Raw genomic sequence first — 14,713 nt, forward strand, 5'->3', positions numbered from 1 at the left:
GGCACACCGAAAGGGCCGGTTCCTCCGCGGAGGGACCGGCCCTTTCTGCTTGCCAATTACTCGGCGTGGGGTGGTCAGGCGGCCTTGGCGGGGAGGTAGTCCTGCAGCACGGCCGGCGTCAGACCGGCGTTCTTGATCGCCCACAGAACCGCCGCGAAGTCGCGTACGAACGCCGGCCGGAAGTGCATCAGGACGATGTCGCCGGCGTGCACCTTCTTGTCCGGACGCTGGTAGAAGACCTTGCCGTTGTCGGTGGTCTCGCGCCACAGCACGATGTAGCTCAGCTTGCACGCGGCGACCATCTTCTTGGTCGTGGTGTTGTAGCTGCCGTACGGCGGCCGGAACAGCGTCGGCCGGTTGCCGAACAGCTTCTGGTATTTGTCCGCGGTCGAACAGATCTCCTTCTTCTGCTGGTCGGCGGACAGGCCCGGCATCTCGCGGTGCGTCTGCGTGTGGTCCTCGATCTTCGCGCCGGCCGCCTGCAGGCCGCGGAAGTAGTCAGGCGCCGGGTCGACGTCGTTGCCGAGCAGGAAGAGCGTCACCGGTACGCCGGCCTTCTTGAACAGCGCGGCGGCCTTCGGGTCGCGCTTGGCGCCGTCGTCGATGGTGATGAAGGCGACCGGCTGGGTCGTCTTGATCTCGTGCACGACCGGCACCTCGCCGGGTTTCGCGGTCAGCGTCGGCGGCTGGGCCTGCGGCGGCGGGTCGAAGGCCGGCACCGCCGGCAGGCCGTCGGCCGTCGAGCTCGGATCGGGCCGGTCCGGGCTCTGACTCGTCGTGGGTTGGGTGGCCGGCGACCCTGAGGTGCTGTCGGACGGTGTCGTCTTCGGCGAGCCGCCGCAGCCGGCCAGCAGTGCGACTATGGCGATCAGGGCGGTCACGGTGACGCGATGTCGGTTCACGGATCCCAATCCAGCAGTCGGTCGTACGCCTTTCCTGTGAAGACGTCCGAAGGCTTCTCCCCGTTGAGTCTCCGGTGGATCGTGACCCAACTAACGCTATTTAACGTAGTCGCTCAGATTTCCGACCGAATATCCGGAGGCGGCGATGGTCGCCAACAACACGCGATAGTCGGCGTTGAACCGCGGCGTGAAGTGCATGAGCAGGATCATGCCCGGCTTGAGCGGGTTCTTCGGTCCGACCTCGTGACCGCCGATGTAGAGCGCGCCGCCGATCATCGACCCCTCCCACAGCACCACCGCGCGATATTGGCAGTCGTGCGCGACCTTCAGCGTGGTCTCGTCGTAGGAGCCGTACGGCGGCCGGAACAGCGTCGGACGCTTGCCGTAGGCGCCGGCGAGCTGCCGCGCGGCGCCGCACAGCTGGCCGTGCTGGAACGTCTCCGACCGGCCGGCGAGCTTGGGGTGGGTCAGCGTGTGCGACTCGATGGTGCCGCCGTGCGCGACCAGGTCGCGGAAGTATGCCTTGTGGCCGATCGTGGTGTGGCTGATCAGGAACAGCGTGGCCGGCAGCCGGCTCTGCCGGAACAGTGTGCGCGCGGAGGGGTCCTGGAAGCTGCCGTCGTCCATCGTGACGAAGACGACCTTCCGGTTGGTCGGGATCCGGGTGACCACCGGCGCGTACGGTCCGGCCTCGTCCAGCTTCAGCGAGGCGGCTGGCGGAGCGGCGACGGAGATCCTCGGCAGCGGCCCGGTGGTCGGCACGCTGGCCGCGTGCGGCGTGATCCACAGGCCGGGATCCTCGCCGTCCGGCGGTTTGACGTGGGTGGCGACCTTGCCGCTGGTCGGCCGCGCCAGGTCGTACGTGCCACTGGCCGGCACCACCGCGAACAGCACGCCTCCGACCGCGACGAGCGCGGCGATCACGGAGGCGAACAGGATGCCGTGCCGGCCGACCCGGCGGCGCAGCGTACGGAAGTCGGCGGGGATCGCGTTGAGGATCCGGTCGACAAGGCTCACGCTCTTGGTCACTTCGCCGCCATGCCTGGCAGCGCGAAGCGACCGTCCGGGAGCGGGTCGACCAGTCCGTCGGCGACCAGCCCGTCGAGCGCGCGAGCGCGCTGCGCCGGCTTCGGCCAGACGGTGTCGAGCCGCTCGGCCGGCACCGGCGCCGCCGACTCGCGCAGCACCGCCATCAGCAGGCCGCGCACCTGCCGGTCGGTGCCGGCGAAGGCCTGCGGTCGCCGCGCCGGCGCGGCGTTGTCCGGACAGCCGGCCGACCGCCACCGGCAGTCGGCCGCCACCGGACAGTCGGCGCACCGCGGCGTACGCGCGACACAGATCAGCGCTCCGAGTTCCATCACAGACACAGACGCGCGAGCGGCCCGTTCCGGTTGTCGGGGCAGGAGGGATTCCAGCCGTGCCAGGTCCGAACCGCTGACATTTCTGGCCGAATCGGCCACGCCGTCCAGAAACCGGGCCAGCACGCGCCGGACGTTGGTGTCGATGACCGGCACGCGCTGCCGGTATGCGAAAGCGGCCACCGCGTGTGCGGTGTATGTCCCGATGCCTGGCAGCGCGAGCAAATCCTCGACCGTGCACGGCACCTCACCGCCGTGCCGCTCGACGATGACGCCGGCGCATTCGTGCAGCCGCAGGGCTCGCCGCGGATAGCCGAGCCGGCCCCACTCGCGGATCGCCTCGCCGGACGGTGCGGCGGCCAGGTCCGCCGGCGCCGGCCAGCGGGCCAGCCACGACTCGTACACTGGCAGCACGCGGTTGACCGGCGTCTGCTGCAGCATGATCTCGCTGACCAGCACGGCCCACGGCGACGCGTCCGGCGCACGCCACGGCAGGTCACGGGCTTTCTCGTCGTACCAGGCCAAAAGTGCGCCGACAGGCAGTCGCGCGGCGGCGGAGGAATTCATCGCGATCATCGTCGCACGGCGCGTCCTGCCGCCGTCGGAGGGCACGGCGGGTTACCGTGCAAACCACCATGAAACTGACGGTTGGTCCGCTGCCACCCGCCGTCTACTGGCGGCGGAGAGCGTTGGTGGGTGCCGTCCTGCTGGTCGCGCTCATCACGCTGGCCACCTGTGCTTTCCGCGGCTCGCCGGAAAAACAGACGGCGGCCGTGACCACGCCGACGAAGAAGCCGAGCGCGAGCCCGTCGCCGTCAGCGTCCCCGACACCGTCGTTGTTGCCGACTCTGTCGGCCACTGCGTCCGCGCCGCCGGTCTCGCCATCGGTACCGCCGTCGCTGCCGCCGTCGCAGATCGCCGCGCCGGCCGCCTGCTCGGCCGCGGTCGTCCAGGTCAGCGCCGGCCTGGAAACGACCAGGTGGACGGTCGGCAGCAGTCCGCGGCTCAAGCTGACCGTTGTCAACCACGGCACGGTCGCCTGCCAGGGTGATCTCGGGCCGTCACAGCGCGAATACCGGGTGATGGGTGGCCGCAACTGGGTCTGGTCGTCGGCCGACTGCAAACCCGACACCGGCACGCAGCCTTCCTTGCTGCAGCCCGGAAAGTCCTACTCGTACGCGTTGACCTGGTCGGGTCTCACGTCCAACCGCAACTGCGCCGGGCAGCGCACCCGCGTCGGACCCGGCACCTACCAGTTGGTGACGCGGTGGTCGGCGATCCTCAGTCAGCCGGTGACCTTCACCATCGCGGCCAAGAGCTCCTAAGACACGCCTCAGTTCCCCAACAGTCTCTTAGACGTACCGTTCCAGGATCGACGACTCGGCGAGTCGCGACAGGCCTTCGCGTACGCTGCGCGCCCGCGCGTCGCCGACGCCGTCGACGGCCTGCAGGTGGTCGACGGTGGCGCCGAGAAGCCGTTGCAGGCCACCGAAATGCTCCACCAGCCGGTCGATGACGGTGCCGGGCAGCCGCGGCACCTTGGCCAGCAGCCGATAGCCACGCGGGCTCACCGCCGCCTCCAGCGCGTCCTGAGTCGGCGGAAAGCCGCAGCAGCGCGCCACCAGGGTCAGGTCGAGCAGGTCGAGGCTGGAGAGCTCGTCGAGGTCGCCGAGCACGTCCTCCGGCTGGCGGGCGCGCCGGCCGGTCGGCACGTAGTCGCGGACGATCAGCGTGCGGTCCTCGTCGACGCCGGCCATCAGCTCGTCGAGCTGAAGGGCCAGCAGCCGGCCGTCGATGCCGAGCTCGATCACGTAGCCGGAGATCTCGTCGGCGATCCGCCGGACCATCTCCAGCCGCTGCACGACGGCCATCGCGTCGCGCACGGTCACCAGATCCTCGATCTCCAGCGCGGACAGTGTGCCGGCGACCTCGTCGAGGCGCAGCTTGTAACGCTCGAGGGTGGCCAGCGCCTGGTTGGCGCGGGACAGGATCGCCGCCGACTCGTCCAGCACGTATCGCATGCCGGCCACGTACAGGCTGATGATCCGCATCGACTGGCTGACCGACAGCACCGGAAATCCGGTCTGCCGGGCGACCCGCTCGGCCGTGCGGTGGCGGGTGCCGGACTCCTCGGTCGGGATCGTCGGGTCGGGGACCAGGTGGACGGCGGCGCGTACGATCCGGGTGCCGTCGGTGGACAGCACGACCGCGCCGTCCATCTTGGCGAGCTCGCGCAGCCGGGTGGCGGCGAACTCGACGTCCATCGGAAATCCGCCCGTGCAAAGGGATTCGACGACCTTGTCGTAACCGAGCACGATCAGTCCGCCGGTGTTGCCGCGGAGGATCCGCTCCAAACCGTCTCGCAGATCCGTGCCTGGCGCGACGAGACCCAGGGTGGACCGAAGGCGGTCCTCGCGGTCCGGCGGCACACGACCTCCCCGAGGTGTCGGCGTTGACTGCAAGCATTGTACGTGGTTACGGCGGGGCTGCCCGCTGAGCTGCCGGCCCCTTGGCGAGGCCGGCACTTTCCGCGCCGGTGGTGGCGGATCGGCGCCGTTTCAGCCGGCCCTGACAGGCGCCAGCGGACGCCGGGCCTCCAGTTTCATCGACTTGACCGCCGCCATCGCCGCTCTCAGGTCGGCGACCGGATAGACGTTCATCTTCGGTGGCAGGTCATCGCAGTCGGCCGGCACCAGAGCATGCCGGAAACCCAGCCGGTGGGCCTCGGCGAGCCGGCGGCCGGTGCCGCTGACCCGGCGCAGCTCACCGGACAGCCCGACCTCGCCGACCGCGACCAGGTCGGCCGGCAGCAGGCTCTCGAAGACCGAGGACATCACCGCCATCGCGACCGCGAGGTCCGCCGCCGGCTCGGTGATCCGGTGGCCGCCGACGGTCGCGGTGAACACGTCTTTCGAGCCCAGTTTGCAGTTGGCGTGGCGCTCGACGACCGCCAACGTCATCGCCGTACGCGCGTGGTCGAGGCCGCTCACCGCGCGCCGCGGATTGGGCATGGCCGACTCGGCCGCCAGCGCCTGCACCTCGGCCAGCAGCGGCCGGCGGCCTTCCATGGTGACCGTCACGCAGGTGCCGATGACCGGCTCGTTGTGGCGGTTGAGGAACAGGCCGGAGGGATCGGGCAGGCCGCGGATGCCGGCGTCGTGCATCTCGAAACAGCCGACCTCGTCGGCCGGGCCGAACCGGTTTTTGACGGCACGTACCAGGCGCAGCGGTGAATGTTGCTCGCCGGTGAACTGCAGGACGACGTCGACGATGTGCTCGAGCACGCGCGGCCCGGCGATGTTGCCGTCTTTCGTGACGTGGCCGACCAGAACGACCGCGATGCCGCGGGTCTTGGCGACGGTCGTGAGTGCGCTGGCCACCGCACGCACCTGCGTGACGCCGCCGGCCGCCGCGTCGACGCCGGGCGCCGCCACGGTCTGCACCGAGTCGAGGATCAGCAGGCCCGGCTGCACCTCGTCGAGGTGGGTCAGCACCGCGGAGAGGTCGGTCTCGGCGGCCAGATAGAGATCGGGGGACAGCGCGCCGGTGCGCTCGGCGCGCAGCCGCACCTGCGCCGCCGACTCCTCGCCGGTCACCACCAGCGAACGGCCGCTGCCGGCCGCCGCGTACGCCTGAGCGACCTCCAGCAGCAGCGTCGACTTGCCGACACCCGGCTCGCCGGCCAGCAGGATCACCGCGCCGGGCACCAGGCCGCTGCCGAGCACACGGTCCAGCTCGCCGACCCCGGTCGGCCTGGCCTTGGCCTCCTCGACGGCGATCTCGGCGATCGGCCGGGCCGGCGCCGAGACCGGGCCGGCGTTGGGCGTACGCGTCGGCACGGACTCGGTGACCGAGCCCCACGCGCCGCAGTCGGGACAGCGGCCGACCCACTTCGGGACGCTGAAGCCGCACTGCTCGCAGTGGAACGCCGGACGCTCTTTCACCATGTCCGTGACGTTAGCCAGTCCGTACGACAGTCCCGTCCCCGGCACGCTGACGCCACCCCGGCGCGATGCCCGCATGGCCACCATGCGTGCGTCCGCGCGATTATCTGCTACGGCGCGAAACTGTCGTACGTACCCACCAAAATGGCCCCCACCCAGTCCAGGGTGGGGGGTGGGTCCGCGCGGAAGTTACATAAGTAGCAAAGTTGATCTTGGTCGCCGCAACCGACGAACAAGCGCGCGACGCCGGCGTACGGACCGCGGCGTCACGCGCGAGAGGGCCTCAGCCTTCGGCCGGGTGGAAGTCGGAGATCGGAGCGCGCGGCAGCGGCGTCGCCGGGCTGACGAACGGCAGCTTGAACGACGCGTCGGTGGCGCCGGCGTTCTTGAACGTCAGCGTGACCGGGATCAGCTGTCCGGCGGCGATCTCCTTCTTCAGGCCGGAGAGCACCAGGTGCTGGCAGCCGGCGACCAGCTGTACGGCGCTGGACGGTGGCACCGGCAGGTCGGCGACCGGCGGACCTGCCGGCTCCGCGGCGGCGGACCCGGATGCCGAGGCCGAGCCGGACGGCGATGCCGAGCCGCGCGGCGACGCGGATCCGGACGGCTTCGCCGATCCGGACGGCTTCGCCGAAGCCGAACCCGAAGCCGATGGCGACGCGCTGGTCAATGCCGAGGCGGTGGCGACACAGCCGACCCCCGGCGGCGTGGCACCGGGTCGCGCCGGCGCCACCGTGACCGAGTCGGCCAGCGGCGAGCTCGCCGACACCAGGCTGTCCGCGGCGTCGGCCGAGTTCACCACCACCATGGTCAGCGGCGCGTTGCCGCCGGCCGGATACGACATGACACCGGCCGCGGAGTCGGCCGGGAAGTCGACGGCGGCGTCGCGGATGGCGAGCGCGCCGAGGGTGATGTTCAACCCGTCGATGGCCTCGCGCTGGTCGGCGGTCTGGGAGACCTTGCCGGAGCTGCAGCCGGCCAGTCCGGCGGTCACCGCGAGCAGGCCGGCCGCGGCCATCAGGCCGGCCCGGCTGCCGGCTCGCATGGGCCCAGAACCAACGGTCACGACAACAGTCCTCCCGACTCACCTGCGCCAATCGGGGTCAGACTAATGCGGCCGCCGACCGCCGGCCGCGTTGGGTGGGACTGATGTGACCCCGGCGGGTACGTCCAACCGGTAGGATTACACACCGTGACCACGGAGAGTTTCGTCGTCGGGGACGAGTTCCACCCCCGTCCGGACTCCGCCGTGCCGATGCACGTACAGATCGAGCAGTGGCTCGGCGGCGAGATCGTCGCCGGTCATCTCACGCCCGGTGACCGGCTGCCACCCGAGCGCCAGCTGGCCGCCTCGCTCCAGGTCAGCCGGATGACGCTGCGCCAGGCGTTGGCCGCGCTGGAGCGGCGCGAGCTGCTGGTGCGTACGGGTGGCCGCAGCGGCGGCACCTTCGTGGCGCAGCCGAAGGTGGAGTGCGATCTCACCGGACTGACCGGATTCACCGAACAGTTGCGCCGCAGCAACCTGGAGCCAGGCGCTCGGGTCCTCACCGCCGAACGGCTGCCGGCCACCGCGGTCGTCGCGTCGGCGCTGAATCTCGACGAGGGCGCCGATGTCTTCGAGATCATCCGCGTACGGCTGGCCAACCGCCGCCCGCTCGCGTTGGAATGCTCGTATTTCCCTGCCGCGGTGTGTCCCGACATGCTGTCGCAGCCACTGACCGGTTCGCTTTATGCGCTTTTGACGACGGTGTACGGACAACAGCCAACGCGCGCGTTCGAAGCACTCTCACCGGTGATCGCGTCGGCCAACGATGCCGAGGCGTTGGAGATCGAACCGGGTCAGCCGCTGATGATGATCGAGCGCACCGCGTACGCGCGTTCCGGTCTCGCGCTCGAATACGCGCGCGATCTTTTTCGTGGTGACAGAACGAAAATCACCGTCTGGAGCGGCGGCGAGCCGACCGACTAGTGTCCCGAGTTCTGACTCGGGACACTAGGCGAGTGCCGTGATGTCGTCGTGCAGCGCGCTGGCGTCCGTGGCGTCAATGACGATCCGTGCGATGACGCCGGTGTCGCGTACCAACACGGACGTCGGCTGGCCGGGATGTGAATGCACCGGAAGCGCGCGCGTCAGTGCTGCGGCCGGGTCGGTGAGACCGACGATCCGGCTCATCGCCAGCTCCGGTACGGCCGGCCGGCGGTGTTCGCCGACGACCAGCAGCTCCAGCCGCGGAGCGGCGGTGGCGTCGATGTATGCCTCGATCACGGACTGGCAGTCGCACGCGTCGGCCACCAGCAGCACGACCGCCGGCCGGATGCCGCGCAGTGCCACCGCGGAGCCGTCGACCCGGTGCAGTTGCACGTCCGGCAACAGGCCGCCGGGCAGGCCAGGCGAGGTCGCCGGACGTGCCAGTGGTGCCGCCTGTGGCACGCGCGGCGCGGTCGTCGGCAGCACCGCGATCAGAAGGGCGGCGATCGACGACACGACGACGAGTACGAGGATCACCAGCGGCCCGGACATTCCGTACCGTTCCCAGCGCCGGCCGCGCAACACCTTCTCCCACCGCCGGCGGCGGCGCTCGGCCCGGAGCTCGGCACGCACCTGTTCGGCCTCGGCGGCCAGCGCGCTGGCGTCGTCCGGCACCACCAGATCCGACCACTCCGGCGGCAGCTCCGGCAGCTCGCCGTCCGGCGCGTGCGGGTCGGGCCGGTTGTCTCCGGCCGTGGGGCCGGATTCGTCGTCCGGCCGCTGCGAATCCATTGGCTAGACACTCCCGGGCACTTGGGATCGGGGCTCATCAAGGCTCATCGTCTACTGTGCGCCGGTCGCGCTCACAAAGCCATAGGCCGCACCGACCGAACGTGGTCCGGACCCACCTGAGTAGCGTCCCAGCCGGTTTGTCAACCCCTGCGGCACCTAACTTATGGCCTCTGACCTGCGGTGATGCCCTCCACTCGAGTCCCGCCCCACGGTGCGGGCGTGGTATCCTTGTCAAAGCGAAAGGGGTTCTTAGGCCAATGACTTTCACTGTTGGTGAGACCGTCGTCTATCCGCACCACGGAGCAGCTCTCATCGAGGCCATTGAGACTCGCGTCATCAAAGGCGAAGAGCGTCAATACCTCGTTCTCAAAGTTGCTCAAGGAGATCTAACCGTCCGCGTCCCCGCCGAGAACGCCGAATATGTCGGAGTTCGCGAGGTGGTCGGCGAAGAGGGACTCGAGCGCGTGTTCCAGGTGCTGCGTGCCCCGCACACCGAGGAGCCGACCAACTGGTCTCGCCGCTATAAGGCCAATCTGGAGAAGCTCGCCAGCGGCGACGTGAACAAGGTCGCCGAGGTGGTACGCGATTTGTGGCGCCGCGACAAGGAACGTGGCCTGTCGGCCGGGGAAAAGCGCATGCTGTCCAAGGCGCGCGAAATCCTGGTCGGCGAATTGGCATTGGCCGAGGGGACCGACAAGGAAAAGGCCGGCGTGTTGCTGGACGAGGTCCTCGAGTCCTGATTTTCCGTGCGATCAAAGAAAGTGGCGGCCATTCTGTGGGCCGCCACTTTTTCTGTGTCCGGCGGGTTTCCGGCCGCCAGGAGTTTTCCGCGTTTTGTCGACGACGTGATCGTCCTCGTACGGTCGAGTGACCGGCCGGTTTCGCAGCGCGACGGCGGTGTGAGAATTATCCCGATACCGCAAGGCATTTCGCTCGCCGACGCCCTCGCCATCGGAGTGGGCGCGTTGCCTGACGACGTCGACCAGGTGCTGCTCTATGACGGCGAGGAGCCGTCGGCGGACGCTCTCGAAGTGCTCGATGGTGTCGGCGACGGTTGGTGTGTGGCGCTGGCCGACATGACCGAGACGGTGAAGATCGTCGACGCGGGTTTGGTCACCGGCACGCTCGACCGCGACACCGTCCTGCGCGTACGCACGCCGCAGGCCGCCACCCGAGCGGCCCTGGCAGCGGTGATCGCGGACGCCGGTTTTTCTTTTTCCGCAATGCCTTCGCGTGCCGCGCGGCTCGGCATCCCGGTCACGACCGTGCGCTGAGCAGTTTCTCCGCGACCGGCAGGTCGGCCGGATAGGTGACCTTGAGATTGGCCGGATCGCCGGCCACGCAGGCGATCGCCAGGTCGGTGAACGTCTCGACACATGCCGACGTGTCCGTGCCGGCGAAACCGGCGGCGTCGGCTCGTTCGTACGCGTCGAGAAGCTCGGCGGCGCGAAATGCCTGCGGCGTCTGGACGCGTACGAGAGTGTGCTCCTTCCCGGCCGGTGCCAGGGTTTCGCGGTCGACCAGATCGGTCACCGGGATCCCGGGGATCGCGCCACCGGTGTCAGCGGCGGCGGTGAGGATCCGGTCGATCAGGTCACGACTCACCAGCGGCCGAGCGCCGTCGTGGATCGCGACGACATCGATCTCGCCGCCGGCGATCGCCGGTGCGAGGTGGCGCAGGCCGGACAGCTCGCTGGCGTGCCGCGTGGCACCACCGATGGCCAGCTCCACGTCGATGTCCGGCAGCTCGCCGAGGACGGTGCGCACGTGGTCGTCGTCGGTGGCGCGGGCCACCAGCACGAGCCGCTTGACCGCGGGCGTACGCGCGAACGCGAGCAATGAGTGCGAGATCACGCTCCGGCCGGCGAGCGGCAGGTAGACCTTGTTGGTCGGCGCGCCGAGCCGCGTACCGCTGCCGCCGGCCAACACCAGCACCCCTGCCTCCACGGTGCCGACCTTAGTGCTCTGATCGGTTGATGCTTTGATCGGTTTCGTGACTTCACCGCTGCCACGGGTCGGCGTCGGCACCGACGTACACGCCTTCGGCGACGGCCGGCCGTGCTGGGTCGCCGGCCTGCTGTGGGACGGCGTGCCGGGGCTCGCCGGTCACTCCGACGGTGACGTCGTCGCGCACGCCGCCTGCAACGCGCTGCTGTCCGCAGCGGGTCTGGGTGACCTCGGGGCGATCTTCGGTACGGGACGGCCGGAGTGGTCCGGTGCCAGCGGTGTCAGCCTGCTCGCCGAGGCCGCGCGCCAGGTGCGTGCCGCCGGCTTCGGGATCGGCAACGTCGCCGTACAGTTGGTCGGCAACACCCCCAAGATCGGCACTCGCCGGGCCGAGGCCGAGCGTGTGCTGTCGGAAGCCGCCGGCGGTCCGGTCAGTGTCTCCGGCGCGACCACCGACCACCTCGGCTTCCTCGGCCGCGGCGACGGCCTGGCCGCGGTCGCGACCGCGCTGGTGGTCCCGCTCTAGCCCGATTACCTGCTACGGCGCGAAACTGTCGCACCCCCCTGTCAATCTGGGCCCCCACCCAAACGGGCGGGGGGTGGGTTCGCGTGGCAACTTACATAAGTAGAAAAGTTGATCTTCGCTGGTGGCGATGCACGCATGGTGGCCATGCGGCCGTCGTACGCACGCATGGTGGCCATGCGTGCATCCCGCGGACGTGTCCTCGTGCGCATTCAGCGGGCGCAGGGGGTCATCGCGTGCATTCAACGAAAAGCGCCGTCCAGGGTGGTGCGCCCGGCGGCTAGGGTTGGTGGACGGGAGGACCGCCGATGACCGATGACCCGTTGCTGACCAGCCTGCGCGCGGCGGTGGCCGCCGCGCCCGACGACGTGCCGCTGCGGCTGCACCTGGCCGGCCTGCTCGCCGAGCGCGACGACGCCGCCGGCGCGCTCGCGGAGTGTTCGCAGGTGCTCCAGCGCGAACCCGCCAACGCCGAGGCGATCGCACTGCTCAATCGGGTCTCCGCGGCGCTTTCCGGAGAAGAGAAGCCGAAGCAGGAGACGCCCTTCGACTGGTCGGCCGCCGAGGAGCAACTCGGCGACATCGCGCAGCCGGCGTTCGTCAACGACGGCGAGCCGGTCGGCCTCGACGAGGAGGTGCAGGCCGCCGGCGTACGCCTGGACGACGTCGGCGGCATGGACGAGGTCAAGCAGCGGCTGGAGATCGCCTTCCTCGGTCCGATGCGCAACCCCGAGCTGGCCAGGACCTTCCGCAAGAGCCTGTCCGGCGGGCTGATGCTCTACGGCCCTCCCGGCTGCGGCAAGACGTTCATCGCGCGCGCGGTCGCCGGCGAGATGGGGGCTCGGTTCTATCCGGTCGGCATCGCCGAGGTGCTCGACATGTACATCGGCAACAGCGAGCGCGCGGTCAAGGAGCTCTTCGACGTGGCTCGCCGCAACGCGCCGTGCGTGCTGTTCTTCGACGAGCTCGACGCGCTCGGCCAGAAGCGCTCGCACCTGCGCAACAACAGCTGGCTGCGTACGCTGGTCAACACGCTGCTGACCGAGATGGACTCGGTCTCCGGCCGCAACGAAGGCGTTTTCGTGCTGGCCGCGACCAACCACCCGTGGGACGTGGACACCGCTCTGCGCCGGCCCGGCCGCTTCGACCGGATGCTGCTGGTCCTGCCGCCGGACGCGCCGGCCAGGGCGGCCATCCTGCGCTATCACCTGGATGGCCGCCCGCTGGCCGGCATCGATGTCGACAAGCTGGTACGCGCCACCGAGGACTTCTCCGGAGCCGACATCGCACATGCCTGCGAGTCCGCCGCCGAGCTGGCGCTGGCCGACTCGGTGCGTACGGGCAAGGTGCGGCCGGTGACGATGGACGACTTCAGGGCCGCGCTCAAGCAGATCAAGCCGAGCACCGGTCCGTGGTTCGCGGCCGCGCGCAACGTGGCGACCTTCGCCAACACCGACGGCGAGTACGACGACCTGTTGGCGTACATGAAAAAGCGGCGCATGGTGTGAGCGGCGCCCGGCTGCGCAGGGCACAGGCTCTGGTCGACCTCGGTCGGATGCGCGAGGCCGAGGCCGCGCTGCGTACGCTGCTGGCCGCCGAGCCGGCCGACGCCGAGGCCTTGATGATGCTCGCGCACCTGCAGCTGGTCGACCGGCGGTTCGACGGCACGCTGCACGCCGCCGACGCGGCGATCGGCGCACAACCGCTCGCCGAGCGTGCGTATCGGCTGCGCGCGCTCGCGTTGTCCGGCCTCGGCCGTCACGACGAGGCGGTCGTCGCCGCCGAACACGCCGTACGCCTCGATCCGTACGCGTCGATCGTGCTGCGCTGCTATGCGATCGTGCTGCACGCGGCCGGCCGGTCGGAGCAGGGCCTGGAGATGGCGCGCCGGGCCGTCGACCTCGACCCGCTCGACCCGGAGGCGCACTTCCGGGTCGGTGACATCGCGTCCGACCGCGGCGACCGGGCCACGGCTCGGCGCGCGTACGAGGAAACCCTGCGGCTCAAGCCGGACCACGTGGCGGCGCGGCACGACCTGGCCGTGCTGGATTTCCGTCGCCGGCGGATCTTCCGTGCGCTGCGCGGCCTGCTCGACACCGCGGCGGCGGCGCCGGACGAGGCGGTGGCCAGCCACAACATCGTCGGCGTACTCGCCTGGTGCGTCGGCCTGGTCGGATCTGTTGAGCTGCTGACCGCGCTGGCGTGTACGCAGCTGGTCGACGCCGGTGGCCTCGCGTCGCGGCTGATCGACGGCGTGGTCAACCTGGCCATCGCGACCGGCGCGGTCGTGTTCGTGCTGCGGATGCCGCGCCGGCTGGCGCCGGCGATGCCGTTGCTCGCGCGCCGGTATCGGAGCCTCGCATGTGCCACCGGTCTGGTCGTGGTCGGCTTCGGCCTGTCGGTCGGCTACGCGTCGACCGGCCTGGAGTGGATGCTGCAGGCCGGCATCGCGGTGGTGTGCGCGAGCATGATCTGGTTCCGGCTCGCGCTGATGATCATGCGGAGGAAGATGTGACCGTGGACAGGGTGCCGGCGCTGGACCGTCCCGATCTGCTGGCCGAGCCGGTGGCGGCCGCGATCGCCGCGCTGCCCGACCCGGCTGCCGTGACGGTCGCCGAGATCGACCCTGAGCTGGCCGACACGGCGGCTTTCTGCGAGCGCTATGGCGTACGGCTGGACGAGTCGGCCAACTGTGTCGTCGTGACCGGCAGGCGCGGCGGCGAGGAGCGGTTTGCCGCGTGCATGGTGCTGGCGACCACGCGTGCGGACGTCAACAACGTCGTGCGCAAGCGTCTGGACGTACGCAAGGCGTCCTTCGCGCCGATGGACGTGGCGACGGGCTTGACCGGAATGGAGTATGGCGGGATCACGCCGCTCGGTCTGCCTGGCTGGCCGGTGCTGGTGGACGCCGCGGTGGCGGCGGCGGGGGAGGTGGTGATCGGCAGTGGCGTACGCCGGTCGAAGCTGTGGCTGCCGGGGTCGGTGTTGGCCAAGCTGCCGGCCGCCGAGGTCGTCGACGGCCTGGCCAGGTGACCAAGATCGTTTTGCTACTTAGTTGAGTTTCCACGCGAACCCACCCCCCACCCGATCTGGGTGGGGGTCAAATTTCGCACGGGGGTACGACAGTTTCGCGCCGTAGCGGGTATTGGCTGGCGGACGTCCGCGCGGCCTTGGCGGGACCAACGGGTAAACGCGGAATGTCTTGTGGGGCAACGGTTTTGTGACCGCCGTAACGTGCGGACCATCACGTCTGAATCCATTAAGCAATCGGCTTCTGA

General features: G+C 69.9%; 16 protein-coding genes. 8 read left to right on the top strand and 8 right to left on the bottom strand.

Annotated features, from left to right (window positions below):
• Positions 1 to 74 precede the first annotated feature (74 nt).
• From GNX95_RS41770 to GNX95_RS41780, 3 genes are all read right to left on the bottom strand, one after another.
• Positions 75 to 902, bottom strand: coding sequence for a polysaccharide deacetylase family protein (locus tag GNX95_RS41770; RefSeq protein ID WP_222854324.1), 828 nt, complete (start codon positions 900 to 902; stop codon positions 75 to 77).
• Positions 903 to 998: 96 nt separating this feature from the next.
• Positions 999 to 1,931, bottom strand: a complete 933-nt coding sequence (locus tag GNX95_RS41775; protein WP_163513678.1) for a polysaccharide deacetylase family protein — start codon at positions 1,929 to 1,931, stop codon at positions 999 to 1,001.
• The gene (locus GNX95_RS41780) at positions 1,928 to 2,827 is read right to left on the bottom strand and encodes an HhH-GPD family protein (protein ID WP_163513679.1); all 900 of its coding nucleotides are present in this window, start codon (positions 2,825 to 2,827) and stop codon (positions 1,928 to 1,930) included. Before GNX95_RS41780 ends, GNX95_RS41775 begins: the two co-directional genes overlap by 4 nt.
• Before the next feature lie 68 nt (positions 2,828 to 2,895).
• On the opposite strand from GNX95_RS41780, the gene GNX95_RS41785 reads away from it, so the two are divergent.
• A complete protein-coding gene (locus GNX95_RS41785) occupies positions 2,896 to 3,585 on the top strand; it encodes a hypothetical protein (protein ID WP_163513680.1) in 690 nt (229 codons plus the stop codon).
• Between the two features lie 27 nt (positions 3,586 to 3,612).
• Here the strand turns inward: GNX95_RS41785 and disA are convergent, their stop codons facing one another.
• From disA to GNX95_RS41800, 3 genes are all read right to left on the bottom strand, one after another.
• Entirely contained in the window at positions 3,613 to 4,689 is a 1,077-nt protein-coding gene (gene disA, locus GNX95_RS41790) for a DNA integrity scanning diadenylate cyclase DisA (RefSeq protein ID WP_222854325.1), read from the bottom strand.
• 129 nt (positions 4,690 to 4,818) lie between these two features.
• A complete protein-coding gene (radA, locus tag GNX95_RS41795; protein ID WP_163513682.1) occupies positions 4,819 to 6,207 on the bottom strand; it encodes a DNA repair protein RadA in 1,389 nt (462 codons plus the stop codon).
• 280 nt (positions 6,208 to 6,487) lie between these two features.
• The gene (locus GNX95_RS41800) at positions 6,488 to 7,270 is read right to left on the bottom strand and encodes a copper chaperone PCu(A)C domain-containing protein (RefSeq protein ID WP_163513683.1); all 783 of its coding nucleotides are present in this window, start codon (positions 7,268 to 7,270) and stop codon (positions 6,488 to 6,490) included.
• Between the two features lie 126 nt (positions 7,271 to 7,396).
• Here GNX95_RS41800 and GNX95_RS41805 point away from each other — a divergent pair, with 126 nt between their 5' ends.
• Positions 7,397 to 8,173 (top strand): GntR family transcriptional regulator, encoded by a 777-nt coding sequence (locus tag GNX95_RS41805; RefSeq protein ID WP_163513684.1) that lies wholly within the window; start codon positions 7,397 to 7,399, stop codon positions 8,171 to 8,173.
• A gap of 24 nt (positions 8,174 to 8,197) precedes the next feature.
• Here the strand turns inward: GNX95_RS41805 and GNX95_RS41810 are convergent, their stop codons facing one another.
• The gene (locus GNX95_RS41810; RefSeq protein ID WP_163513685.1) at positions 8,198 to 8,965 is read right to left on the bottom strand and encodes a hypothetical protein; all 768 of its coding nucleotides are present in this window, start codon (positions 8,963 to 8,965) and stop codon (positions 8,198 to 8,200) included.
• A 257-nt stretch (positions 8,966 to 9,222) separates the two neighbouring features.
• Between GNX95_RS41810 and GNX95_RS41815 the strand changes: the two genes are divergently transcribed.
• Positions 9,223 to 9,705: a CarD family transcriptional regulator gene (locus tag GNX95_RS41815; protein WP_163513686.1), complete on the top strand. Its 483-nt coding sequence runs from the start codon at positions 9,223 to 9,225 to the stop codon at positions 9,703 to 9,705.
• Positions 9,706 to 9,726: 21 nt separating this feature from the next.
• Entirely contained in the window at positions 9,727 to 10,239 is a 513-nt protein-coding gene (locus GNX95_RS41820) for a 2-C-methyl-D-erythritol 4-phosphate cytidylyltransferase (protein WP_163513687.1), read from the top strand.
• On the opposite strand, the gene GNX95_RS41825 is transcribed toward GNX95_RS41820, so the two are convergent.
• The gene (locus GNX95_RS41825; RefSeq protein ID WP_222854326.1) at positions 10,223 to 10,912 is read right to left on the bottom strand and encodes an IspD/TarI family cytidylyltransferase; all 690 of its coding nucleotides are present in this window, start codon (positions 10,910 to 10,912) and stop codon (positions 10,223 to 10,225) included. The genes GNX95_RS41820 and GNX95_RS41825 overlap by 17 nt on opposite strands.
• A gap of 46 nt (positions 10,913 to 10,958) precedes the next feature.
• On the opposite strand from GNX95_RS41825, the gene ispF reads away from it, so the two are divergent.
• The 4 genes from ispF (at position 10,959) to GNX95_RS41845 (ending at position 14,468) form a co-directional block, all read left to right on the top strand.
• Positions 10,959 to 11,438 carry a 2-C-methyl-D-erythritol 2,4-cyclodiphosphate synthase gene (gene ispF, locus GNX95_RS41830; RefSeq protein ID WP_222854327.1) on the top strand — a complete coding sequence of 160 codons (480 nt, stop codon included), beginning with the start codon at positions 10,959 to 10,961 and terminating at the stop codon, positions 11,436 to 11,438.
• Positions 11,439 to 11,743: 305 nt separating this feature from the next.
• Positions 11,744 to 12,943 carry an ATP-binding protein gene (locus tag GNX95_RS41835; RefSeq protein WP_163513688.1) on the top strand — a complete coding sequence of 400 codons (1,200 nt, stop codon included), beginning with the start codon at positions 11,744 to 11,746 and terminating at the stop codon, positions 12,941 to 12,943.
• Positions 12,940 to 13,950, top strand: a complete 1,011-nt coding sequence (locus tag GNX95_RS41840; RefSeq protein WP_163513689.1) for a tetratricopeptide repeat protein — start codon at positions 12,940 to 12,942, stop codon at positions 13,948 to 13,950. The genes GNX95_RS41835 and GNX95_RS41840 overlap by 4 nt, the downstream gene beginning before the upstream one ends.
• Positions 13,947 to 14,468, top strand: a complete 522-nt coding sequence (locus tag GNX95_RS41845) for a YbaK/EbsC family protein (protein WP_187369785.1) — start codon at positions 13,947 to 13,949, stop codon at positions 14,466 to 14,468. Before GNX95_RS41840 ends, GNX95_RS41845 begins: the two co-directional genes overlap by 4 nt.
• Positions 14,469 to 14,713 lie beyond the last annotated feature (245 nt).

The sequence above is a fragment of the Fodinicola acaciae genome, from assembly GCF_010993745.1.
Taxonomy (GTDB): Bacteria; Actinomycetota; Actinomycetes; order Mycobacteriales; family HKI-0501; genus Fodinicola; species Fodinicola acaciae.